The organism is Proteocatella sp. QWL-06 (assembly GCF_058684135.1).
Genome location: NZ_CM178755.1, coordinates 2,472,507 through 2,496,690 on the forward strand (window position 1 = coordinate 2,472,507; position 24,184 = coordinate 2,496,690).

19 protein-coding genes and 1 riboswitch are annotated in these 24,184 nt (G+C 41.8%); of the genes, 4 read left to right on the plus strand and 15 right to left on the minus strand.

Features of this window, described 5'->3' with window-relative positions; genetic code table 11:
* The first annotated feature begins 7 nt into the window (after positions 1-7).
* A complete protein-coding gene (locus AC4PGZ_RS11785; RefSeq protein ID WP_492158809.1) occupies positions 8-2,116 on the plus strand; it encodes a glutamine synthetase III family protein in 2,109 nt (702 codons plus the stop codon).
* A gap of 129 nt (positions 2,117-2,245) precedes the next feature.
* Here the strand turns inward: AC4PGZ_RS11785 and AC4PGZ_RS11790 are convergent, their stop codons facing one another.
* The 4 genes from AC4PGZ_RS11790 to AC4PGZ_RS11805 form a co-directional block, all read right to left on the minus strand.
* Positions 2,246-2,857: an ECF transporter S component gene (locus tag AC4PGZ_RS11790; RefSeq protein ID WP_492158810.1), complete on the minus strand. Its 612-nt coding sequence runs from the start codon at positions 2,855-2,857 to the stop codon at positions 2,246-2,248.
* A 169-nt stretch (positions 2,858-3,026) separates the two neighbouring features.
* Positions 3,027-3,142, minus strand: a riboswitch (FMN riboswitch).
* Positions 3,143-3,191: 49 nt separating this feature from the next.
* Positions 3,192-4,517 carry an ABC transporter permease gene (locus tag AC4PGZ_RS11795; RefSeq protein ID WP_492158811.1) on the minus strand — a complete coding sequence of 442 codons (1,326 nt, stop codon included), beginning with the start codon at positions 4,515-4,517 and terminating at the stop codon, positions 3,192-3,194.
* 12 nt (positions 4,518-4,529) lie between these two features.
* Complete coding sequence (locus tag AC4PGZ_RS11800) at positions 4,530-6,518, minus strand: COG1361 S-layer family protein (RefSeq protein ID WP_492158812.1); 1,989 nt, start codon at positions 6,516-6,518, stop codon at positions 4,530-4,532.
* Positions 6,519-6,560: 42 nt separating this feature from the next.
* A complete protein-coding gene (locus AC4PGZ_RS11805; protein WP_492158813.1) occupies positions 6,561-7,262 on the minus strand; it encodes an ABC transporter ATP-binding protein in 702 nt (233 codons plus the stop codon).
* A 309-nt stretch (positions 7,263-7,571) separates the two neighbouring features.
* Here AC4PGZ_RS11805 and AC4PGZ_RS11810 point away from each other — a divergent pair, with 309 nt between their 5' ends.
* Positions 7,572-8,270 (plus strand): response regulator transcription factor, encoded by a 699-nt coding sequence (locus AC4PGZ_RS11810; protein WP_492158814.1) that lies wholly within the window; start codon positions 7,572-7,574, stop codon positions 8,268-8,270.
* 56 nt (positions 8,271-8,326) lie between these two features.
* On the opposite strand, the gene ytvI is transcribed toward AC4PGZ_RS11810, so the two are convergent.
* From ytvI to secA, 7 genes are all read right to left on the minus strand, one after another.
* A complete protein-coding gene (gene ytvI / locus AC4PGZ_RS11815) occupies positions 8,327-9,430 on the minus strand; it encodes a sporulation integral membrane protein YtvI (RefSeq protein WP_492158815.1) in 1,104 nt (367 codons plus the stop codon).
* A 26-nt stretch (positions 9,431-9,456) separates the two neighbouring features.
* Positions 9,457-10,551, minus strand: coding sequence for a DUF362 domain-containing protein (locus AC4PGZ_RS11820; protein WP_492158816.1), 1,095 nt, complete (start codon positions 10,549-10,551; stop codon positions 9,457-9,459).
* Between the two features lie 43 nt (positions 10,552-10,594).
* The gene (locus tag AC4PGZ_RS11825) at positions 10,595-11,185 is read right to left on the minus strand and encodes a hypothetical protein (protein ID WP_492158817.1); all 591 of its coding nucleotides are present in this window, start codon (positions 11,183-11,185) and stop codon (positions 10,595-10,597) included.
* A gap of 13 nt (positions 11,186-11,198) precedes the next feature.
* Positions 11,199-12,020, minus strand: a complete 822-nt coding sequence (locus tag AC4PGZ_RS11830) for a PHP domain-containing protein (RefSeq protein WP_492158818.1) — start codon at positions 12,018-12,020, stop codon at positions 11,199-11,201.
* Complete coding sequence (locus tag AC4PGZ_RS11835) at positions 12,017-12,475, minus strand: nucleoside deaminase (protein ID WP_492158819.1); 459 nt, start codon at positions 12,473-12,475, stop codon at positions 12,017-12,019. The genes AC4PGZ_RS11830 and AC4PGZ_RS11835 overlap by 4 nt, the downstream gene beginning before the upstream one ends.
* Before the next feature lie 88 nt (positions 12,476-12,563).
* Positions 12,564-13,662 (minus strand): peptide chain release factor 2 gene (gene prfB / locus AC4PGZ_RS11840; protein WP_492158820.1). Its coding sequence is split into 2 segments (ribosomal slippage): positions 12,564-13,586 and positions 13,588-13,662, totalling 1,098 coding nucleotides; the frame shifts between segments, so codons are not numbered across the junction.
* A 3-nt stretch (positions 13,663-13,665) separates the two neighbouring features.
* Positions 13,666-16,362: a preprotein translocase subunit SecA gene (gene secA, locus AC4PGZ_RS11845; RefSeq protein WP_492158821.1), complete on the minus strand. Its 2,697-nt coding sequence runs from the start codon at positions 16,360-16,362 to the stop codon at positions 13,666-13,668.
* Between the two features lie 317 nt (positions 16,363-16,679).
* Between secA and AC4PGZ_RS11850 the strand changes: the two genes are divergently transcribed.
* Positions 16,680-18,074: a YjiH family protein gene (locus AC4PGZ_RS11850; protein ID WP_492158822.1), complete on the plus strand. Its 1,395-nt coding sequence runs from the start codon at positions 16,680-16,682 to the stop codon at positions 18,072-18,074.
* Positions 18,075-18,153: 79 nt separating this feature from the next.
* Here AC4PGZ_RS11850 and AC4PGZ_RS11855 read toward each other — a convergent pair whose 3' ends face one another.
* A complete protein-coding gene (locus AC4PGZ_RS11855) occupies positions 18,154-18,837 on the minus strand; it encodes a Crp/Fnr family transcriptional regulator (protein ID WP_492158823.1) in 684 nt (227 codons plus the stop codon).
* 180 nt (positions 18,838-19,017) lie between these two features.
* On the opposite strand from AC4PGZ_RS11855, the gene AC4PGZ_RS11860 reads away from it, so the two are divergent.
* On the plus strand, positions 19,018-20,472 hold the full coding sequence (locus AC4PGZ_RS11860; protein WP_492158824.1) for an IS6 family transposase: 1,455 nt from the start codon (positions 19,018-19,020) through the stop codon (positions 20,470-20,472).
* Positions 20,473-20,666: 194 nt separating this feature from the next.
* On the opposite strand, the gene cuyB is transcribed toward AC4PGZ_RS11860, so the two are convergent.
* The 3 genes from cuyB to nhaC are packed head-to-tail and all read right to left on the minus strand — an operon-like array spanning position 20,667 to position 24,007.
* Positions 20,667-21,359 (minus strand): cysteate racemase, encoded by a 693-nt coding sequence (cuyB, locus tag AC4PGZ_RS11865; protein WP_492158825.1) that lies wholly within the window; start codon positions 21,357-21,359, stop codon positions 20,667-20,669.
* A gap of 16 nt (positions 21,360-21,375) precedes the next feature.
* On the minus strand, positions 21,376-22,518 hold the full coding sequence (gene iadA, locus AC4PGZ_RS11870) for a beta-aspartyl-peptidase (RefSeq protein WP_492158826.1): 1,143 nt from the start codon (positions 22,516-22,518) through the stop codon (positions 21,376-21,378).
* Between the two features lie 46 nt (positions 22,519-22,564).
* Entirely contained in the window at positions 22,565-24,007 is a 1,443-nt protein-coding gene (nhaC, locus tag AC4PGZ_RS11875) for a Na+/H+ antiporter NhaC (protein WP_492158827.1), read from the minus strand.
* Positions 24,008-24,184: the final 177 nt, after the last annotated feature.

The following is a 24,184-nucleotide window of genomic DNA, read 5'->3' on the forward strand; positions in this document are numbered from 1 at the left end:
AGAAAAAGTGAAGAATATACCCGAACTGTTTGCAAGCATGGTGCTTGACAGCAAGACTCTCAAAAGCAGGCTCCCAGGAGATGTATATAGCACCTTCATGAAAACTGCTGAGGAAAACAGCCCTCTCAGCCTGGAGACTGCCAATCACGTCGCCAATGCCATGAAGGAATGGGCCATAGAAAAGGGCGCCACTCATTATACTCACTGGTTTCAGCCCATGACAGGCATAACTGCCGGAAAGCACGAAAGCTTTATCATGCCGTCAGAAAACAATGAGATAGTGATGGAATTTTCAGGAAAGGAGCTTATAAAGGGAGAACCTGACGCATCCAGCTTTCCGTCAGGAGGCCTCAGGGCCACCTTCGAGGCAAGAGGCTATACGTCCTGGGATCCTGCTTCTCCCGTATTCATAATGGATTCTACGCTGTACATCCCTACCGTATTCTGCTCATACAGCGGAGAGGTGCTCGACAAGAAGACCCCGCTGCTGAAATCCCTTGAGGCCCTTAACATACAGGCCCTGAGGGTGCTTTCTCTAATGGGTCATGGTGATGTCAGAAAGGTTTCAGCTACCCTTGGCGCTGAGCAGGAATATTTTCTCATCGACAGGGAGGTCTTCAGGAAGAGGAAAGACCTGATGCTTTGCGGCAGGACCCTCTTTGGATCAAAGCCGCCCAAGGGACAGGAAATGGAAGACCACTATTTCGGAAGCATAAAGCCTAGAGTATCCGAGTTCATGAAAGAGCTCGACACCGAGCTGTGGAAGCTCGGAATATACGCAAAGACAAGGCACAACGAAGTAGCTCCTTCTCAGCACGAGCTTGCCCCTGTATTTACCGAATCAAACCTGGCTGTCGACCACAATCAGCTTACAATGGAAATGATGAAGAAAACAGCAGAAAAACACTCTCTTGCCTGCCTTCTTCATGAAAAGCCCTTTGCTGGAATAAACGGAAGCGGCAAGCACAATAACTGGTCGCTTTGTACAGACACCGGGCTAAATCTTCTTGAGCCTGGTCCATGCCCTGAAAACAACATGGTATTTCTTGTAATGCTCTCATGCTTCATAAAGGCAGTCGACCGTCACGCAGACCTCCTGAGAGCTTCTGTCTCAGGTGCCGGAAATGACCACCGCCTTGGAGGGCACGAGGCTCCTCCTGCTATAGTTTCGATATTCCTCGTAGATGAGCTTTCTTCGATCCTGGATTCGATAGAAGGCGGATCAGAATTCATAAGAGGAGAGCTCAGCATGTTCCGCTCCGGCGCGGGAAGCCTGGCCGACTTCAAAAAGGATACCTCGGACAGAAACAGGACCTCTCCTATTGCATTTACCGGAAACAAGTTTGAATTCAGGATGCCTGGCTCCAGCTTTTCACTCTCCGGCCCTAACATAATACTCAATACAGCAATGGCTGACTCTCTCAGGGAATTTGCCGACAGGCTTGAATCCTTACTCTCCGGCTGCGGCATGGATAATCTTCACAGGGTCGTCACGGAAATACTGAGAGAAGACATTAGAAACCACAAGAGGATAATATTCAACGGAAACGGATACTCAAGGCAGTGGGAGCAGGAAGCTAGCGATCGTGGACTCGAAAACATAAGGTCTTCCGCAGATGCATTTCGAAAGCTCTGCACCGAAAAGAGCCTTTCCCTTTTCTCTGTTCACGGCGTATTCACTCGGGAGGAAGCCGAATCAAGGTGCCGGGTGATGCTTGATAATTACTGCAAGGTAATATCCATAGAGGCGCTTACAATGCTTGACATAGTTAGAAAGGATATCCTTCCTTCTGCGATAGCATACACGCAGACTCTCATAAACTATCACAGCGGACTGGCTGAATTTACTGCTACTTCGGAGAGGATTCCATCCCACTCTCTGATTTCAAGGCTTTCATCTCTTGCAAACTCCCTCATCAGACGCTCTGACGAGCTTGAGTCTATGCTTACACGCTCAAGAAACATTTTAGATCTTCAGGAAGCTGCAAGATACATGGGAGAGGATGTCACCTCTGCCATGAACCTTCTCCGGACGTCAGCAGACGAGATAGAGATGCTGCTGCCTTCAGAGCTCATGCCATACCCTTCGTACAGCGAGCTTCTTTTTTCTATATAAATTTTTACTAACAGGTTTTTCATGACACGTTTTTTCTAATACTGTTTTCAGGGCAATCTAAAAGGGTGGACGTGACGTCCACCCTTCTTCTTTTAAATATTAGCTCACTTTGCTGAAATTTTTATTATATTATCTTTTCTTAAGCACTGGTGACACTTTTTTGTATATCAGTATGGTAACTATGCTCACTACTATACCCTTGAATATGTTGAATGGAACTATTCCATAAAGTACAAGCGATGGAAGGTCATGAATAAGCGGTGTTATAGCGCTTCCCATTGCTATTATAGCCTCTACCGGCATTATCTTTGAATAGAAAGGAAGAAGCACGAAAAGATTGAAGAATCCCCCTGCTACCGTCATTGCTGCAGTTCCTGCGAGGCATCCTATTATAGCGCCTTTCTTGTTGTGATGAAGCTTGTAGAAATAGCTTGCTGCAAATACATACGAAGCTCCTACTATGAAGTTTCCAAGCTCCCCAACGCCTCCTGTAGACGTCTTTGTGATGAAGTGTATCAGATTCTTTATAAGCTGTATAAGGACTCCGGCTATCGGAGATATTGCAAATCCGCCTATCAGTGCAGGTATGTCTGAAAAGTCAAGCTTAAGGAATGCGGGAAATATCGGAATAGGGAATTCCAGGAACATTATGATGTATGCGATAGCAGAAAGCATACCTATTTTTACTACTGATTTCGTTTCCATTCTGGCACCTTTTTTCAATTCAATTCTGTTTTCCATTTTTATTCTCTCCTTAATTATTAAAATTTATATTATATTTTAATAATGTCCGAGGGTATGATATTTGAGCAAAAAAAACCCAGGTGGAATCACCTGGGGCTAATTGTCTTTATCAGTCATTAACATCAATATATTCATATAATGAATAAATCGATATCACAGCACTGCTAACAATCTTCTCTCATCCAGACTTTACTGTCGGTACTTGAATTTCACAAGTTCAGCCATTTACGGCTCGCGGACTTTACCGCCGGTAGGGAATCTCACCCTGCCCCGAAGACATATTACAACTTAATTATATTACATGTATTCATATTTGTAAATACCCTAATTATCATTCATTTCTGAGACTCTCAAGCGCGCTCAGGTTCATGGCTCTCTTTGCAGGAAGATATCCCGCAAGGACTCCTATTCCTGTAGAGAATGCCAGAGTGGAAAGCGCAAGCCAGACAGGTATTATGGATATTGATGATCCTCCCATTCCCATGGATGCTCCAAATGCAGCTCCGAGGAATGTGTTGAGTATATAGGAGAGGCCATAGCTCAGAATCAGGCCTATTATGCCTCCGAGAAATCCTATGAAGGCTGCCTCGAACAGGAACAGATACTTGATGTCTCTTATATTTGCGCCTATTACCTTCATTATCCCTATTTCCTTTGTTCTCTCATATATAGACATTATCATAGTGTTAGATATTCCAAGTGCCGCAACAAGCATGGATACTGCTCCTATCCCTCCAAGGACCGCCTGTATCATGCCGGAGGTCTTTTTCATTTCATCGAGCATGTCGTTGAGGCTGAAGCTCTGGAGTCCCATGTCCTTGATGCTCGTGGAGATCGATTTTACCATGTCTATGTCTTCCACATATACCTTGGCATTCGTGTACTCCTTTTTCTTGCTCTGATAGTTCCCCTGAGCCTTTGCAGTCTCTTCATTTATTTTTTTCACGGTCTCTATGTTCATATATGCGGTATAGCTGGTATCATCGTTCTCGTTTTCCAGTATTCCTATTCCCTGAGCGTCATAGATGATGTAGTCGACCTTTTCTCCGCCCGAGTTGTCGCTCTTGTATCTTTCTCCATAGTTCTGATCAGCCGTGAGCTTGAGCCTGTTTGAGATGACGTCTACAGGAGGCTCTCCTGATTCGCTGTATCCTCCCGTGCTTGAATATGGATTGTAGAACCACATTGGCACGTTTCTTCCAAACAGTATCGCATATTTATCGTTTCCAGCCAGATTTCTTCCTTCCCTGAGTTCATATCCGAATTTCTCGAACACTTCAGGATCTACGCCTGTTATGCTTACTCCGGCAACATATTTTCCTATCCCTATCTTCATATAGGCTGTCTCTATGGGCGTTATCGCCGTAACTCCATCAAGCTTTGCTATATCTGCTATGGCCTTGTCATCGAGCTTTGCCTGCTTCTGCTGTCCGCTCGAGTCCATAACCATTCCCCCGCCTGAATATATGTCTATCGTATGGAGGTTCCCAAAGCTCTTTATCTGTTCTTCAAAGCTCGAGCTGAGACCTATTCCAAGCGATACCATAACCGTAATGGCGCAGGTTCCGATAATTACTCCCATTATTGCCAGGATGCTCCTGGTCTTTCTTCTGAGAAGGTTCTTTATCCCCATCGTCATAAGGTCTGCGAAATTCATATTATCACCGCCTTATATTTCTATGTCGAGGCTGTCATCCATCTTTTTCTTCCTGCGTTTCTTGAAGATAACAAATGCTGCTATTGCTGCAACAACTGCTGCTCCGATTATATATCTGGTATATGGGCTGCCTGCTCCCTCCGCAGGCATCTCTCCGCCATCAGGAACTTCAACAGCCGGCATTTCCTGAGCCGTGAAGCTGAAAGGCCTTTCTATGCGAGTTTCTTCTCCAGCCGCGTTTTCAAAGGTAAATACGACATTCCCCTCTACCGGTCCTGCCTGAACTGGTATTATGCTCAGGTCATAGTACTCATTCTTTCCAGCCTCAAAATTTCCCACAAAGGTTGCCGGTGACTGAGAAAACTCTATGTTGCTTCCTTCGGCTGTAACTCTGAGGTTTGAAAGTGCTGTTTTTCCCATATTGTAGTACTGAACTGTAACTGAGCTCTGCTGGCCTGCATACAGCTCTGCCGGCGGTACTATGTCATCTATAACGAGCCTGAGGTCCTGTACCAGAGGTATGGATATCGTGTCCTTTGCGCTTATCTGATTTCCGTCCTTGTCCTCATATGTCATGTCCACCGATATGGAGACTGTCTTCTGAGGCGAATCCGGCTTGCTTGTAAGGGTTATGGTCTGTGTAGAGGTTCCCCCTGGAGCTATGGAATCTATATAGAACGAGTTGCTTGAATTCACAGGTATGAATATGCCTTCCTCTGCGCTGAGCGAAACCTTTATGTTTCTTATGCTCTGGCTGGAGTTGGTATTCCTTAGAGTTATTCCGAGATTGAACGGATGGTTTGCCTCAACGGCTCTCGCACCGTAATCATAGTTTGTTATCATCAGCTGAGGCACGGTTTTGGTGCTTGTGTCCCCCTTGACGTATATCCCTGTATACTGGCTTATGGCCTTTGGTTCTTTGTCTGAGGTCTCAACGGTTATCTTTATTGGGTAGTTCTTTGCCTCCGTGTTTGAAGCGGAGAACATCGTCACGCTGTAGCTCTTTGATTCTCCCGGTGCAAAGGTTGATACGAATATGTTCTTCGTCTTGTTCACTACAGGAGCTGTAGGCTCTACTGTCACCTTGATGTTCTTGAGCTCGCCTGCTCCCGTATTTGATACTCGAAACTCTACCTTGAAGTCTTTTCCCGGTGCAATCTCCTGAGGGCATTTCACGTTTCCTATCTCCAGGCTGTCTGCATCCGATGGACCGCCTATTACCGTTATATATTCTGTTTTTGTGAATACCGCTTCTTTGCCGTTCGGGTCATTTCCCTTTACTGTAAATGTGAATGGAATGTTTCCTCCGCTGTGGGTGTCTTCAATATATATTGGAAATACCGCTGTCTTTTCTGAATTGCTCATTGATATGGATCCAAGCCTCAGCTCTGTAGGAGAATCCTTGAGGCTCATGCCTTCGCCCAGCGCTCCTATTGATGCAGTAACATCAAGAAGCGGCGAATTTCCTCTGTTTGTAATGACAAGGCTGATTTCATTTGTCTTCCCGCTCACGAGTGCTCCGCCTGAGGGCTTTACTGTCAAAGCCATCTGAGGATTGTAATTTATGTCAGGATCCGGCTCTATAACTTCATTTACGGTCGCAAGATAGATGCTAGCATCTGTGCTTCCTATTACGCCGCTCGCATCCGTAACCGTTACCGGCATCATGTATACCTTCTCGAGCTTGAGCCCTGTGACATTTATGACCCACTGAGCGGTCTTCTTGACTCCCGGGTCTATGTCTCCTACGGTAACCTCCTCGTCGCTGTAGGGTGAATATGTAAGCTCCCCTACTCCAATCTTTGCCTTTACTCCTCTTAATGTCTCACTTGTGGTGTTTTTTATTTCTACTATGACAGTGGCTTTTGTGTCTCCCTCCGAGGCAACTGAGCCCTTTGTCTGTTTTACGCTTACCTTCGTGTCTGCATATGCGACCGTGCTGATTCCTGTCGTCATAGCTATCACTAGCGTAAGTATCATGGATAATATTCTTTTTTTCATGATGTTTCCTTTCAAATAGTTTTACAGTGTTTTTTCTGATTCTCAGTTTTCAAGCTTTTTAATGTCTCCAAGGACTTCATCCGTCTGAGGTATCCTTATGTTCTGATTTTCTTCTACGCTCAGAATATTTCCATCCTGTATGGTGACTATGCGGTCCGCATACTCCGCTATGGTCTTGTCATGGCTTACTATGATAAGTGTCTGATCGTTGGCTCTTACTTTGTCCAGCATTATCTTCATTATTATCTCGGTAGTCCTGGTATCGAGGTTTCCCGTAGGCTCATCTGCAAATATTATCTTGGGCTCGACTACGAGCGCCCTTGCGATTCCTACCCTCTGCTGCTGTCCTCCACTCATCTGGCTTGGCTTTCTTTCTTCATAGCCTTTCAGCCCGACCTCCTGAATCGCCCTGAGAGATCTCCTTATTCTTTCCTTTTTCTCCATGCCTCTAAGTATAAGAGGATATGAGACATTCTCAAGCGTTGTCAGCATCGGCAGCAGATTGTATGCCTGAAATATGAAACCTATGTTCTTCTGCCTGAACATGGTCACCTGCTCCTCATTGAGTCTGTGAAGAGGAACCCCTCCAATAAGTATCTCCCCTTTTGTGGGCTTTTCGAGTCCTGCCACCATGTTCAGAAACGTAGATTTCCCGGATCCTGATTTTCCGAGAAAGCATACTACTTCTCCTTTAAATATATCAAGGCTTATGTCATCAAGAGCAACAACTCTCTCGTCTCCCATCCTGTATACTTTTCTTACATGCTTTACTTCTATAAGCGGTTTATCTATGCCGATCCCCTCCTTCCGGTGATGAAGCAATCTATAGGAATATACAGAAATAATTATACAGCATATATATTATTATTTATTTACAAAAATATTAAGTTTGTCAGATATTTATCCATTATGAGATCTCATAACCATAAAGCTATGACTGTGGCAAATTTAAGGCATTTTTATTTAAAATACGACTGACATACTTATTTTATGGGTAATATATAGATAAGGAAAACTCATGGTCAGTATTTTTTCTGAATCGAGGTGATTTATATGCAAATTACAGATAAAACTATCCAAATAGTAGACATTTCAGAAAATATAGATCAGGAATTCGTAAAGATCCTCAGAGACAAAGGTTTTTCAGTGGATATTTTCAAAAGTCCTGACGAATTTCTCGATGAATTCAGCAAAAACAATTCCGGCTTCATCATAATCAATGTCAAAGAATCAGATATGAAGATCTTCAATCTCTGCTCTATAATAAGAATGAGAAGCACAGTTCCTGTAATGATACTGTCTGAAAGCTCTGTTGAGAACGATCTTGTCACTGCAATCAATATGGGCTGCGATGAGTACATCGCAAAGCCTGTATCCTCTATGGAGCTGCTTGCCAGGGTGTCCTCTATACTGAGAAGGATCGAGTATGAAAACCAGAAAAGCGGAGAATGTATCTACAGCTTTGGAGATATAGTCATAAATCTCAGACGTCACGAGGTTTTGTCCGGCTCTGAAATCCTTCATCTGACGAACAAGGAATTCGAGGTCCTTCTATATCTCATAGACCACAGCGACAGGGTTGCTGGACGAAGCGAGATGCTCAGCAATATCTGGGGATTCTCCTCAGATCTCATAGAGACAAGGGCAATAGATGACTGTATAAAGCGCCTCAGGAAAAAACTCGCTGATTCCAGTTCGAATGTAAAAATAGAGACCGTCAGAGGGCACGGTTTCAGGATAAGTATCTCATGATTTAGAAAAACACTGCCATTCCGGCTACACGGAGGCAGTGTTTCTATTTGATGAAGCTATTTGAATATCCTTATCTTTCCGCTGTCGTTGAGATTCTTGAGGATTATTATCACAACTGGCATTACGAATAGCCCCAGCACTCCAAAGATCTTGACTCCGGCGAACATGCATATAAGCATTACAACCGGATGAAGCCCTACCTGGCCTCCAACGACCTTTGGCTCAATTATATTCCTGACTACAAGAACTATGACATATAATACGATGAGCCCGATGGCAAATACGAATCTTCCTTTTATAAGCTGAACGAGCGCCCACGGAAAGATTGCGCCTCCTACTCCAAGCACCGGTATTATGTCAAGGACAGCTATGATGGCTGCTATTGTAAATGCCTTGTCCACTCCGAGTATCAGAAATCCTATGCTCAGCTCCATAAAGGTTATCCCGATTATTATTCCATAAGCCTTGCAGAACTTGAGGAGCGTCTGAAGCGTGTACGTCTTTATGTCCAGAAGAAGATGCGATGCCTTTTCAGGCAGTTGCCTTTTCAGGAATTTTGATATCAGATCGTAGTCTATTGCAAAATAGAAAGAGGAAATAATCGAAAATATGAGCTTTACGAAAAACGAAGGCACCGAGGAAAGCATGTTAGTTATTATGCCTACCACTCCGGAGGATATGGAGGATATTACATTTCCAAGCGAAGTCGAAAAGCTTGTTATTATGTCATTGAGACCCTGCATTATGCTTGGATCCAACCTGCTGAACCAGTATACTATGAACTCAAATCCAGTGTATATAGAAGGCTCTATGCTGCTTTTGTATATATCCGGAAGCTTTGAAAAAACATCTCGTATGCTCACAAACAGCTTTACTGAAATAAATCCGATCAGCACTCCCATAGTTGCATAGAATACAAGTATCACGAGCGCTGAGAGGAGCTTTCTGTTTATCCTGATCTTTTTTTCCAGCTTCCTTATCAGCGGCTTGAGCATGCTCGCTATTATGAATCCTATGATGAACGGCATCATCCACTCTATGCTGTATCTGAATGCAAAGACTGCTATCGCCGTGATGATCGCATAATAGAGAACATTAATTATGAATGAGCGTTTTTTTTCTATATCATCATGTTTTTTACTGCCATCGCTTATATCCATCTGATACCTCTTTTTAATAACATACTCTAGAAAATATTCCTTCCTGTATGAACGTTTATGAGCTCATATTCCTGGATGCCCATTCCAATTTCTTCGGCATAGTCAATTATGAGTGATCCGTCCACTCCCGTATGGGCTTCTTTGAATACGTCTTTTCCAGCTGACTTTATTATAAGATCGAGGCAGGCTCTCTCAAGAGCTACCGGATCCGTGCTCGCAAGCACTCCGATGTCATTTGCGAGCGGCCTTCCCGACCAGCCTGCACAGTCGCAGAGCGGAGTTATGTTCATGACAAAGGTTATGTATCCCGTCTTGCCCTTCTTGTTGGATACTGCCCCATAAGCGAATTCTGCCATCTTCTCAAGAAACACGTTGCTGTCCGTAGCCCACTGGTCTGATATGGCTCTTACAGGACATACCACTATGCACTCTCCGCAGCCATAGCATACCTCGCTGTCTATAACAGCCTTCTTTTCAACCATAGATATGGCTTTTGTCTGACATATGGATACGCATCTTCTGCATCCGATACACGTCTGCGGGTCTACCTGAGGCTTTATGTCAGAGTGCTGCATCTGCTTTCCCGGAGCCGTAGCGCATCCCATGGCAAGGTTCTTCATTACTCCCCCGAAACCTGCCATCTCATGTCCCTTGAAGTGGGATATGACTATCATTGAGTCCGAATTGTAGATTTCTCCGCCAATCTTTACTTCCTTGAAATGCTTCTTGTTTATCTCTACCGTTTCAGAGTTCCTGCTGTACATTCCGTCTGCTATTATTATCGGCGCTCCTACCACTGAGTATGCGAATCCATTTTCTATGGCAGTCTGTATATGATCCACGCAGTTTGTCCTTGATCCGGAGTAGAGAGTATTTGTGTCAGTTAGGAACGGCTTTCCTCCGGCTTCTTTTATTTTGTCCACTATCTGTCTTACATTTACCGGATTAAGGAAGGTCACGTTTCCTTTTTCTCCGAAATGAAGCTTTACGGCTACCTGATCATTCTCAGATATGATTTCTCCAAAACCGGCCTTGTCGAACAGCTTTCTAAGACTCGCTGCCATGTTGTTGTTTTTTGAAGTCGCATAAAGATCACTGAAATATACCTTTGATTTTTCCATATTGTCTCCCGCCTTATCATGTATAATTAATTTTAAGTTAAAATTACTTCATGTTTTTATATCTCGTGAATACGTATTTTACCTCTTTTATACCCCACTGCATGTCTTCAAATTCAGAATTGAGAAGATCAACTATTTCAAGGTACTCTTTTCCGGAATTCTTAAGATTAATTATCCTGTCTATGTGATCCTGATTGTATTTCTTCTTCCTTCCGGCCCCTCTTTCATTCTTTACAGGCAACTTCTTTGTCTTGTCCATGATTTCGATATATTTCTCAAGGCTCCTGTTTACTTCTTCCAGCCTCGCATTTTCCTTTTCAAGACTTTCATATGATTCGAGAAGCCTGTCCACATGTTTTTGAAGCTCTGAAAACTTGCTCTCTATCCTGAGCGTCACATCCTTCTGAAGCCTCAGCTCTTCTTCATATCTTCTTTTTTCAGTCTCGCTATCCTCTGCAAGCTGGTTGTATTTTTCTACAAGCAGGTTGTGTTTTTCTACCACGTCCTGAGAAAAGCCGTTTATCTCGTTGTATTTTTCTACAAGTGTATTGTAATTTTCTATTATATTCTTGTTTTCTATATGGCTCAGTTTTTTGCTTTCTTTCTTTCTTCCCAAGTCTTTTACAAAATCCATTTCTCCTCCATAATTACTGAAATATTATATGAGCGCTATGCTCACAGAGATACTCCCCTATTCCTGTATCTCTTCTTGAATATTTTCCATGATAGTCACTTCCACCTGTAAGAATGAGTCCGTGCTGCAGAGCTTTTTCTGTTATCAGCTTTCTGTACTTTTCACTGTTGGATGCATGATTGAGCTCGAGGCCGTCAAGTCCTTCTCTGACAAGCTCATCCACAATATACAGGTTGTCCTGCTGACCGGGATGCGCTATTACTGCGTATCCTCCCGAATCCTTTACCGCCCTGACAGCTTTCCTTATGTCAATGTATTCCATCTTTATCTCGCACCTTCCGCCATTTCTGAAGAGCGTTTCATTTATTTCAGGAAACATGCTTTCTGTCTGGCCGGTCCTGTAAAGAACATCGAATATGTGCTGCTTGAATATATATCCGCCTGAAAAGTCATAAAGCTGGTCATAGCTTATATCATATCCTATGGCCGTCAGCTCACTGATCTGCCTCGCGGCTTTCTCGTTTCTCTGCTCTATCATGACATCGCAGAGCCTGTTTATTATTTCTTCATCCTTTATGTTATATCCGAGGAGATGTATCCTCTTTCCTGCGTCTTTGTCTATCGCTGATATTTCTATGGATTTAACTGTACTTATGCCTGCCTCAGCTGCCTTATACCTTATTTCTTCATATCCCCTGAATGTATCATGGTCCGTTGCGACCATATGCGTAAGATTCTTCTGCACGCAGGCTGCTACTATGGAATCTACGTCATCATACCCGTCAGAATTTCTGGTGTGTATATGACAGTCTGCCCTGAATGTTTCTTTATTCACTTATTTTTTTCCTTCTTAATTCTCAGATTCCTGAAAAATCTGCTCAATATATATGAACAGGCTCTGCTTTCCTCTATTATGAGCATGTTTGAGCCTGGTATAAGTTCTTCGGCTATCACAGGTATTCTGCTTATGGCTCCTCCCCTGACAGGGTCGAGCGCTCCAATGTGGATATTTTCTATCCTTGCATGAAGTATGGCTCCCGTGCACATTATGCAGGGCTCGAGGGTTATATATATGTTGCTCCCCGTGAGCCTCCAGCTTCCTGAATTTCGGCATGCCTGCTCTATTGCTATTATTTCGGCATGCCCCGTTGCCAGCTTTGACTTTTCCACAAGATTGTGGCCTCTTCCGATTATCTCGCCGTCTTTTTCTATTACGCATCCAACCGGTACTTCTCCCAGTTTATAAGCCTTCAGCGCTTCTGAAAAAGCCGCTCTCATATATTTATTCATGATTTCCTTTTTTCACATTTGTGTATAAAATTGCAACTTATCCACATTATCCACAGATTATTTTAGCAACCTGTGGATAACATTGAGGTTATGATTTCTGAGATCTCAGATACGCAAGTATGAAAGGCATTATGTTTCCATCCATAACGCTCGTGACGTTTCCAGACTCTTCTCCTGTCCTGTGATCTTTTACGAGAGTGTATGGCTGGAATACATATGATCTTATCTGACTTCCCCAGCCTATCTGAGAGTATTCTCCCTGAAGATCCTCTATCCTTTCCTTGTGCTCCTGTTTTTTAAGCTCTATGAGCTTTGCCATTAGCATCTTCATTGATACGTCCTTGTTTATCAGCTGTGATCTCTCATTCTGACACTGAACCACTATTCCTGTGGGAAGATGGGTTATCCTTACTGCAGAATCAGTCTTGTTCACATGCTGACCTCCGGCGCCTCCGGACCTGTATGTGTCTATCTTGAGGTCTGAAGGGTTTATGTCTATCTTTACCGTGTCATCCAGCTCTGGTATTACATCCACTGACGCAAATGAGGTATGCCTCTTTCCCGAAGAGTCAAACGGGGACATGCGCACCAGGCGGTGAACGCCTTTTTCTGATTTCAGGAAGCCGTATGCGTTCTTTCCTGAAATCCTGAGGGTCACAGATTTTATTCCTGCCTCCGGATCCTGATTGTAGTCGAGCTCCTTTACACTGAATCTCATTTCCTGAGCAAACCTCGTATACATCCTGAGCAGCATCTTTGCCCAGTCCTGTGCATCGAGGCCTCCGCTTCCTGCATGTATCGAGAGTATGGCATTGTTGGCATCATACTCCTGATCCAGCATGGTTTCAAGCTTCAGCTCCTCGATTTTCCCATGTATGGTCTCGATCTCTTTTTCAAGCTCTTTTTCCATCGACTCATCTTCCTGGGCCATCTCAAAAAGCACCTCGAGGTCAAGGACGCCTGTTTCGGCATCCCTGTAATCCTCAAGTATATCTTCTATCTCCTTGTTCCTCTTTACCTGCTTCTGGCTGTTTTCAAGATCCTCCCAGAAACTCTGGTCCTGCATCTGATTGTCAATAATCTCTTTTTCTGTGATAAGGCCATCTATGTCAAAGAGACACCCTGATCTCGCTAAGAGATTCCTGTATTTTTTCCATCTTCAGTTTATGTTCCGCATAGTTGAGCATGTTCTACTGATCCTTTCCACAGCATTTTTTGTATTTCTTTCCGCTTCCGCACGGGCACTCTTCATTTCTTCCTACTACCTTTTCGGTCTTTTTAGGTGCAGCTGCCTTTTCTTCAAGCGAATTTTCAAATCCTTCCTGAACCTTTTCAAGATCTACCACTGCCTTTCTCTGGATCTGCACAGGCTTTTCTTCCTGTTTCTGGATCTGGAAGCTCATAAGATATCTTACAGTTTCTTCCTTGATGCTCTCTGTCATAGCATCAAACATGTCAAAGCCTTCTATCTGATATGCTCTTACAGGGTCTTCCTGTCCTATTGCTCTAAGTCCCATTCCCTGTCTAAGCTGATCCATTGAATCTATGTGGTCCATCCATTTTGAATCTACTACCTGAAGGAGTATTACTCTTTCAAGCTCCCTGAACTCTTCTTCCGGAAGCATGGATTCCTTCATCTCGTATATCCTGCGGGCCATGTCTTTTATGAGACTCTTCATCTTTGAATTGTCTATCTTAGAGATTTCTTCCTCTATGTTTATGTCCGCTGCAAACTGCTGCTGGATTTTCTCCTTGAGTCCCTTTATATCCCATTCTTCCTGATATGTTTTCTCAGGGCAGAATTTATCTACGATTGCATCGGCAAGCGAGTCTATCATCTCCATTATCTCAGGCTTGATATTCTCACCCTCGAGCACTCTCTTTCTCTCTGCGTATATTATCTCTCTCTGCTTGTTCATTACGTCGTCATACTGGAGAACGCTCTTTCTTATGGAGAAGTTCTTTCCTTCGACCTTCTTCTGAGCGCTTTCTATGGATTTTGAAAGCATCTTGTGCTCTATTGCGTCGTCTTCTTCCATTCCAAGCTTTTCTACCATTCCCTGGATCCTCTCGCTTCCGAAAAGCCTCATGAGCTCATCCTCAAGTGAAATGAAGAATCTTGTGGTTCCCGGGTCACCCTGTCTTCCGGCACGTCCTCTCAGCTGATTGTCTATACGTCTTGACTCATGTCTTTCTGTACCGAGTATGAAAAGTCCTCCTGCTTCCTTGACTTTTTCCTGCTCTTCCTTGAGCTCCAGTTTTTTCTGAGCCAGTATTTCCTGATACAGCTTTCTTGCCTCTATTATCTCTTCGTCATCTGTTGCGCTGAACCCGCTCGACTCCGCTATTAGATGATCCTCGTATCCGCGCTTCTTCATTTCTTTTACGGTCATTATCTCCGGATTTCCTCCAAGGATTATGTCCGTTCCTCTTCCGGCCATATTGGTAGCTATAGTTACTGCTCCAAATCTTCCGGCCTGAGCAACTATCTCCGCTTCCTTTTCATGGTTCTTCGCATTGAGGACTTCATGCCTTACGCCTCTTCTTTTGAGCATGTCAGACAGCATCTCTGAGGTCTCTATGGAGATCGTTCCTATAAGAATCGGCTGTCCTGTCTTGTGAACCTCAACCACCTGCTCCACTACTGCCTTGAACTTGGCTTCTACATTCTTGTATACCGCATCGTCAAGGTCTTTTCTCTGAGTCGGCTTGTTTGTAGGTATCTGGACTACATCCATCTTGTATATGGATCTGAATTCATCTTCCTCTGTCTTTGCAGTTCCAGTCATACCGGAAAGCTTTTTGTACATCCTGAAATAGTTCTGGAATGTTATTGTAGCGAGAGTCTTGGATTCTCTCTGTATCTTAAGGCCTTCCTTTGCCTCTATGGCCTGATGAAGCCCTTCTGAATATCTTCTTCCGAACATGAGTCTTCCGGTGAATTCGTCAACTATGACGATTTCTCCATCTTTTATTACATAGTCCACATCAAGCTTCATGAGCGTATTCGCCCTCAGCGCCTGTCCTATATGATGGTATATTTCTATATTTGCTATATCCGTCATACTGTCTACACCAAAGAACTTCTCCGCTTTCTTTAATCCTTCATCTGTAAGTGAAGAAGCATTGTCCTTCTCATTTACCGTATAATCTTCTTCTGGCTTGAGAAGCTGAATAAAGCTGTTTGCAGTCGTATAGAGTGAAGTCGACTTGTCTCCTGCGCCTGATATTATCAGCGGAGTTCTTGCCTCGTCCACAAGTATTGAATCGACCTCGTCCACTATTGCATAATTAAGCGGTCTCTGCACTCTCTGATTCTGGAATATGACCATATTGTCTCTCAGATAGTCAAAGCCATACTCATTGTTGGTTCCGTATGTTATATCTGCGTTATACGCAGCTCTTCTCTGCTCATTGCTTATTCCGTGAACAATTACTCCTGTGGTAAGCCCCATGAAATTGTAGAGCTTGCTCATCCATTCACAGTCCCTCTTTGCAAGGTAGTCATTGACAGTGACTACATGAACTCCTTTTCCCTCAAGGGCGTTCAGATATACCGCAAGTGTAGCCACGAGAGTCTTTCCTTCTCCTGTTCTCATCTCAGCGATCCTTCCGCTGTTCAGGACCATACCTCCCATGAGCTGAACATCATAATGCCTCATGCCCAGAGATCTCTTTGCTCCCTCTCTGCATGCTGCAAAAGCTTCTTCAAGGATATCATCTACTGTCTCTCCGTTTTGGAGCCTTTTCTTGAACTCGGGCGTCATGGCCTTCAGCTCGGTGTCTGTCATGGCCTCAAATCTGCTTTCCAGTGCGTTTATCTTCTGAGCCCTGGCCTCAAGCTTCTTAATCTCTCTTTTTGATAGCATGTTGTCTAATAATCCCAAAATCTTTACCTCTTTTCTATATTATGAATTTGATATTGCTCTTTACAGTGACTGGTCAGGAGGATATCCTCCTGACCGGTTTATCGCTAATTGAAATTTATAATTAATTTTATCACACTTTTATCATTTTTTCTCGCTTTTTTACAGTATTTTTGCATTTTATTAATAATTACCAAATGTTTCACGTGAAACATATGACCCCTTTTTGATTTCGACAGCTCTCTGTGTTATAATTACAACATACACGTCAAAGGTATAAGGTAAAAGCAATATTTTTGTTAAATCATTCATTAGTTAAAAGAAATGGAGAATTTACTATGAAAGAAGCTGTAATCCCCAAACCTGTCGTCGTCCCGTGCGATGATCCTGTACTTAAAAACCCCTACTGGAAATGCCTTTTAAAATTTTTATTGGCCTCCGGTCTTGGGATCACCATATTTTTCGTCCCCATAAAAGGAAGACTTCTCTTCGAAGTAATATACAAGGATTTCTTCCTAAACATGGTTCTTGGAAATATGGTACAACCACTTATAACTCTTTGTCCTGTGATAATGCTTTCCGGGTACATATACTCAAATCACATCTGCAGGGGCGATAATGCCGTCAAAAGATTTTTTGAGGAAGATACTAAATTTCACTTCGTGCTGTACCTTCTTGGATCGATATTTGCCATCATGTATTATTTCCAGTTTGGTTGGGAATTTGCATACAGTGAAAAAACCGGAGGTGTGATGATTGGGGAAACTCTCAATTTTACCATAAGTATAGTTCCGGTTGCAGGCGCAGTACTTCCTCTTCTGGCAGGGTATGGACTCCTTGAAGCCATCGGTGCATTTCTTGAACCCTTTATGAGACCTGTTTTCAAGGTACCGGGAAAGAGTGCACTTGATACTATAGCCTCGATAGTCGGCGCTGCCGTAGTAGGAATAATGTTTACCGCATCTCTTTATAAAGAAAAGCATTATACAGTTAAAGAAGCTTTTTTTATCTCATCTAGTTTCAGCCTTAATTCCGTTGGCTATTGTGCGTTCCTTATAGGCTATGTTGGGCTTCTGGACGATTTTGGTCTCATATTCCTGCTTTACTGCATTGTCACTTATGCAGTAGCTGCAATAGTATGCCGCATACCACCTATATCAAAGTACCCTGATATTTATTCAGACGGTTCTGTTCAAACCACAGAGATGAGAAAAGAAAACCTTCATTTAAATCCTGCTCAGATAAAAAAAGGATTCAATGATGCTCTTGTAAAGGCCGACAATGCACCAGGACTTCTGCCTGAAATGGCAAGAGGATTTATGGATGGCTGCCTGATAACTCTCAGAGTAATTCCTATGGTAATAACGATTGGAATCCTCGGGCTTGCAGTAAGCGAATTTACCCCTATAATAAAACTTCTGAGCATTCCATTCACACCATTCATATCAATGCTTGGAATTCCTGATGCCTCAATTGCAACACAGGCCATACTTGTAGGCGGAATTGATCTTTTCCTTCCATCTATACTTGTTTCCGGATCTCAATATGCTGCAACGAGATTTTTCGTTCTCATGGTATCACTTGTTCAGGTGCTTTATATCACAGAGACCATGCTCCCTATAATATTCTTCGGTATACCGGCAAAACTGAAAGATATACTTTCTCTCTGGGTTGTAAGAACACTTGTGGCTATACCTGTTGTAGCAGTACTTACACATATACTTTATCTGTAATATTCTTGCCTTTGACGTTAATAACAGCCAGGACAATATTTCATTTTGCCTTGGCTGTTATTTAAATTCAGCTCTAATTTTAATAGTTCTGATTCATCATTATAAATCTTCCTTCTACTTTAATTATTCCCTCATCCTGCATCTTTGAAAGTTCCCTGCTCATTGCGCTCCTGTCCGTGCTCAGATAGTCAGCAAGATCAGTCTTGCTGAATGACAGCCTTATCCTTCCTGTTTTTCCCTGAAGCTTCATCTCCATCATGAAATATGCCATCAGCTTCTCTCTTATGGTTCTTTTTGAGAGTATGTCTATCTTCCTGCTGAGCTCTGTGTTCTTTACCGCTATTATCTTCATCATGTTCGCCATCAGCCTTGAATGAAAACTGCATGTACTCGCACACATATTCATCATCTTCCTGTATTCTATGAACATTATCTTGGAATTTTCCTGTGAAACTACCCTGACCGGACTCTCAATCATTCCCGCAGCCTCAAAAGTTTCAGCAAAAAGCTGATTTTTTCCAGGCTCTGCAATTATATTAATGTTACCAAACATGTCTGACCTGCTTATCTGAACGCTGCCACTTAGTATTATACCTATTCCCGGCAGTTTACCATCCTCTCTGATGACTGTTTCCTTTTTTTCATATTCTCTCACATGTGCATTAAGGCATGACAGTATTTTTTCTGTATCCTGCGGACTTATTCCTTCAAACAGCCTGTTTTTCATGAGCAAGGGAATGTATTCTCTGTAGCTTATTTCCATATCAGTACCTCCCCATTATTTTTGGTAGTGTAAAGTTTTACACCCCTATTTTATTTAATATTGCTATATATTCAAAGGTTTTCACTGTTTTTTAAATAAAAAAACAATGACCCCCCATTTTCTGATATAATTTGAGTTACCACACAACAAATAAAACAGAAAGGCAAGGGTGCCATTGTTATGTCTCAAATTATAACTCATTTACTACATGTAATTCAATACCAAAATCAACAAATTCGATTTTTAGTACTATTTATTTCAAAATATATTCCATTAGGTAAGTGGGCGCATGACGATACCCACTCACCAAAATATCAAAAATTCAAGACAGACCAACTTCCAATAATCCAGCCATTCATCAAACAGGACTGGCAGTTTCTTCTGTCATACTACGAATCGAAATATCAGAAGAAGATAAAACCAGTTCAGCGCAGGAACGGAAGAACCATACCAGAAGAAATATCATGTCCAGTATGCAATGCTCCGCATCACTATATTTACGATAACAACGGAGACAACGGCCAGTACCAGTGCAAGATATGCAGCCAGACATTTTCCACCGGAAAAAGAGTTACCAAACCATTAAAACTCAAATGCCCTCATTGCAGTCACAGCCTTGTCCCTAAAAGAGACAGGACCTTTTTTAGCATACATAAATGCACCAATCAAAAGTGCAAGTACTATCTCAACAACCTGAAAAAAGTAGATCCGGAAAACCTAGATAAAAAAGAAAAATACAAATACAAACTCCATTACATCTACCGGGAATTCACCGTAGATTTCTTTGAGATGGATTTAAAATCCCTTCCAAAGAACTCATCCTCACTGAAGTTTAGAAAACAAAACGCACATATCATGTCCCTGTGCCTTACATTTCATGTTAATCTTGGACTCTCATTACGAAAAACAGCCCAGGCCCTTGAAGATCTTTACGGAATAAGGATCTCCCACACAATGGTATCCAACTACTGCAGAACAGCTGCGCTTTTAATCAAGCCATTCATAGATAGCTACCCTTACGAAAAATCAGAAACATTTATCGCAGATGAAACCTACATAAAAGTAAGAGGAATCAAAGGATACATCTGGTTTATCATGGATGCAGCTTCAAAATCAGTGATAGGCTACCAGGTCTCATCAGGCAGAAGCGTAGGCCCATGCATACTGGCCATGAAAAAAGCCTTCAGCGGAATCCACAAACTAACAGACAAATTCAAGTTCATAGCAGACGGGTACAGTGCCTATCCACTCGCCGCACAGCAGTTTTCCCTTCAGGAAACCCCCCTGGAATTTGACATAACACAGGTCATTGGGCTTGCAAACGATGATGCAGTATCAAAAGAATACAGACCATACAAGCAAGTCATAGAGCGATTAAACAGAACCTTCAAAGAAACATACAGATGCACCTGCGGCTACGACAATTTTGACGGTGCAAATTACTCAGTGTCACTGTGGGTAGCCTACTACAACTTTCTGAGAAGACACTCCAGATTTAACAATCAGGTATTAAATACACACGAAATGCTTGATAAAGCAGAAAATATGCCCGGAAAATGGCAGCTGCTGATCTATCTGGGGCAACAAAGCATACTGAAAATGCAGGAAGACGCCAGAGAGAATCAAGCCATTTGACCATCAAAATCAATACATTGATTTTGGCTTGCCCTTGAAATTGAGAAAAATAATTCAGGTTAATACTTATTATACTGTGAAAATGACTGAAAGTCTTGTAAACGCATATATTTATATTCCAAAAAACAAAATCCAAGCAGATATGCTTGGACTTTGTCTACAACTTGAAAGCCACCTTTTCAGGTGGCTTTAATTTATTTTTTAACTTTATAACCCGCCAACTCAATAGCAACTTCTGATATTATTTTCAAAGGATCTATAAACTTATCTCCAAAATCATGAATGTTATTTGCTACTGACAATTCAGTGCATCCTAGTATGAAAAATTCAGCTCCTTTTGACTTTAAATTTTCGATCGCTTCGTTGAAGTCAGAAATGCATCCATTTCTTCCTTCTTTAATATCATATATGAATTTCATATTTTTTTCCTGATACTCTATATCGGGTATGATAATATCTATATCTGCTCTGGCTCCAATGCTGTTATATATATTTGTTTTAATTGTTCCTGTCGTTGCCAGCAGACCAACTTTTTGTATGCCTCTTTCAACTATGTTTTTTACAGTTTCTTCAATTAAATGAACCATGCTTACGCCTGCTCCATCTTTGATCTCCTTATAAAAATAATGAGCCGTATTACAAGGCATAATTATGAAATCGGCACCAGCCTCTTTTAGTTTTAAAGCGGATTCTATCAAATGTTTTCTGGGATCTGTTCCTTTCCCGATTATATAGGCAGTCCTGTCAGGTATTGAAGTATTATTATCTATTATTATTCTAATATTTTCCTGATCACTTTTTGCATCCGTCATCTTGACGATATTATCAAAAAGTGCAACTGAAGCAGCAGGCCCCATGCCAGCAAGTATTCCAATGATCTTTTTCATATTTATCCTTACATATTTATTCAAACGGGAATTGTACAATGAGTTTGCTGTCATCCATCATCACTTTACCCCTGGAAATAAAAGTATCAATCTGATTTTGGTTGTTCAGCATAAGTATATCTGCATCAAAATTTTCCTTTATCTGTCCTTTGGTTTTTTCAAGTCTTAATGCTTTGGCAATGTTGGTGGTTACATAAGGCAGAGCTTCGTCAAATGAAAAATTTTCATTTTCCACCATATTTATTAGGCATTCAAATGTTGATTTAACTGACGATACTCCTATCTCCAACAGAGTACCTTCTTTATCATAATTAGACCAGCTGCCGTATCCGTCAGAACTAAAAGTGATTCTTTCTTGTGGAACTCCAGCGATAATCGATTCTCTGATCGCCCCTGATGGTGATAATCTGTCTCCTATTCCACAGGTATAGTCTACATATCCTCCCATTTTTGCAAATTCAAAAGACTGCTTTAGCAGCGTTTCATTTCTGTTCAAGTGAGTTGGTCTGAACACAAAAATCGGAATTTCAGTATTATCTAACACATCAAATATAGGCTTAAGACCCTCTTTTCCATTTCCTACATGCAGCGTAACTATTCCTGCTTTGCCGCTGAACATCCCGGCAACTTTTGTATCAGATGAAACTCTTGCAATTTCATCAACTGTAGGACTTGCACTTCTATGATCAGATATTGCTAGCTTGGTTCCTATTATTTCATCAATAAATGTTATATCTTTCTTTACATCACCCGTTAAGGTAACAGTTGGATATTCATATGAACCCGTAAGCGCAAAACAAGTAAGGCCAAGCTCGTTGATAGCTTTTGCTTTTGAAACGAGATTTTCTATACTCCTGGTAGTGCCATCGGTTCCAAGAAGCCCTACTACAGTCGTAAGTCCAGCTTCAACCAATTCTCTGATTTTAAGTTCAGGCACCCTGGTCGTATATCCACCTTCTCCTCCTCCACCGGTGATATGAATATGCTGATCAATAAGTCCTGGAATGATTATTTTATCCGTGCCATCAATAATTCTAACCAAGTCTTCAGAGATCAATATTTCATCAGCGATTTTTTCGATTTTTTCTCCACATATAAGAACATCCTTTGTTCCTAAATCTGCCGGATTATATACCCTTGCATTTTTTATCAATATCATAATATTACCTCATTTTTTGTATAGTCAATTGTCTTTTGTAATCGTATTACTTATAACTGCGTTCGTTTGACTCCTCTGATTTATCCAATTTTGCAATTCCTATTCCTGTATAGGCAAGAATTATTGCAAATACTATCCCCATGTAGTTAAGCACTGCCCATGGTAAATATTCAAGTGTTGCAACACCAAGTGTTGATGCCATATATGCTCCTGCTGCAGACCAAGGTATAAGTGGTACCAAAACAGTTCCTGAATCTTCAAGCGTTCTTGATAGATTCTTTGCATGCAACCCTTTTTCCTTGTAAGCGTCTTTAAACAATTCTCCTGGTATAATAATTGAAAGATAAGAACTTCCTGTAATAAAAGCCACTGTGAAACAAGATCCGATAGTTGTAAGTATTAGTCCTGAAGTTGTTTTTATTTTTGTCATCATAGCATGAAGAACAACCTCTAACATTCCTGATTTGCTCATTATACCTGCAAATCCCATAGCACAAAATATCAATACCGTAGTTCCTGTTACAGAAACAACGCCACCTCTGTTAATGAGTTTTGTAACTTCAAAAGCAGCTTCGCCTTCAAAACCCGTCATGCTAACATTAAAGCCCTGAACAATTGAAGTAAAACCATCTTTAAATGTAAATCCCTGTACGAGCACTCCTAGTAAAACTGAAAATAAACTTGTACCCAGCATCGTTGGAATTGTAGGCCACTTCTTCAATGAGCCTGTGATTATCAAAATTACAGGGAGCAGCAATATTAGATTCCAGCTGAACATGCCATCAAGCTGAGAAAGCAGAACTGTAACGGATTCAGGGGTAGTCAAATTTCCAGTAGTACCAAAACCAACTGCCGTGTATACAATGAGGGATACTATCATAGCTGGCACTGTCGTATAAAGCATGTGCTTAATATGCTCATAGAGCTCAGAACCTGCAGCGATTGGCGCTAAATTCGTAGTATCTGACAAAGGGGAGATTTTATCTCCAAAATACGAACCAGCCACTACAGCACCGGCCGTAGCTGGCAGAGATACCCCAAGTCCTCCTGCAATGCCCATAATCGCAACTCCCACTGTACCTGCAGACCCCCATGAAGTACCGGTAACGGTAGAAACTATAGCTGTTATTATAAAAGCAGTAACCAATAAAAATTTAGGATTCACAATCTGCACCCCATAATATATTATCATTGGCACAGTCCCGCTAAACATCCAAGATCCTATAAGAAAGCCTACGCTCCAAAGAATTAATGTTGCAGGAAGCGCTTTTGCTATCTTCTCTACTATGGATTCTTGCATTTCAGCCCAAGTCATCCCATGCTTCCAGGCAATTATACCTGCTATGAATGCAATCAGAATCAAAATCGGTTCTGTCCTAAGCCCAAATTTACCATAACCTATAGCTAGTAATAATATCATTACTATCAGTGGAACCAGCGACCATCCCAAACTAGGTTTACGAATTTTACTTTGTAATTCTTGTTTCATTTTAACATCCTCCTGAAATTATATTTTTCAATGACATGTATTTGCAAAATCAATGCCAAATTACAAGAATTTTGAAAATTTTATCAATTCTATTTGAAAATCCCATAATTGCAATGCATTTGCTAAAGATATATTTCAAAGACAATACCGAACCGACATATTAAATTATTTTTAGAG

What these genes read in the sequence shown, in the direction of transcription:
- nhaC (WP_492158827.1), bottom strand. Translation starts at nt 24,007, where the DNA reads ATGAAACAAGAATTACAAAGTAAAATTCGTAAACCTAGTTTGGGATGG.
- AC4PGZ_RS11790 (WP_492158810.1), bottom strand. Translation starts at nt 2,857, where the DNA reads ATGGAAAACAGAATTGAATTGAAAAAAGGTGCCAGAATGGAAACGAAA.
- ytvI (WP_492158815.1), bottom strand. Translation starts at nt 9,430, where the DNA reads ATGGATATAAGCGATGGCAGTAAAAAACATGATGATATAGAAAAAAAA.
- AC4PGZ_RS11835 (WP_492158819.1), bottom strand. Translation starts at nt 12,475, where the DNA reads ATGAATAAATATATGAGAGCGGCTTTTTCAGAAGCGCTGAAGGCTTAT.
- AC4PGZ_RS11855 (WP_492158823.1), bottom strand. Translation starts at nt 18,837, where the DNA reads ATGGAAATAAGCTACAGAGAATACATTCCCTTGCTCATGAAAAACAGG.
- AC4PGZ_RS11800 (WP_492158812.1), bottom strand. Translation starts at nt 6,518, where the DNA reads ATGAAAAAAAGAATATTATCCATGATACTTACGCTAGTGATAGCTATG.
- AC4PGZ_RS11820 (WP_492158816.1), bottom strand. Translation starts at nt 10,551, where the DNA reads ATGGAAAAATCAAAGGTATATTTCAGTGATCTTTATGCGACTTCAAAA.
- iadA (WP_492158826.1), bottom strand. Translation starts at nt 22,518, where the DNA reads ATGATATTGATAAAAAATGCAAGGGTATATAATCCGGCAGATTTAGGA.
- AC4PGZ_RS11825 (WP_492158817.1), bottom strand. Translation starts at nt 11,185, where the DNA reads ATGGATTTTGTAAAAGACTTGGGAAGAAAGAAAGAAAGCAAAAAACTG.
- AC4PGZ_RS11795 (WP_492158811.1), bottom strand. Translation starts at nt 4,517, where the DNA reads ATGAATTTCGCAGACCTTATGACGATGGGGATAAAGAACCTTCTCAGA.
- AC4PGZ_RS11810 (WP_492158814.1), top strand. Translation starts at nt 7,572, where the DNA reads ATGCAAATTACAGATAAAACTATCCAAATAGTAGACATTTCAGAAAAT.
- AC4PGZ_RS11860 (WP_492158824.1), top strand. Translation starts at nt 19,018, where the DNA reads ATGTCTCAAATTATAACTCATTTACTACATGTAATTCAATACCAAAAT.
- AC4PGZ_RS11805 (WP_492158813.1), bottom strand. Translation starts at nt 7,262, where the DNA reads ATGGGAGACGAGAGAGTTGTTGCTCTTGATGACATAAGCCTTGATATA.
- cuyB (WP_492158825.1), bottom strand. Translation starts at nt 21,359, where the DNA reads ATGAAAAAGATCATTGGAATACTTGCTGGCATGGGGCCTGCTGCTTCA.
- AC4PGZ_RS11850 (WP_492158822.1), top strand. Translation starts at nt 16,680, where the DNA reads ATGAAAGAAGCTGTAATCCCCAAACCTGTCGTCGTCCCGTGCGATGAT.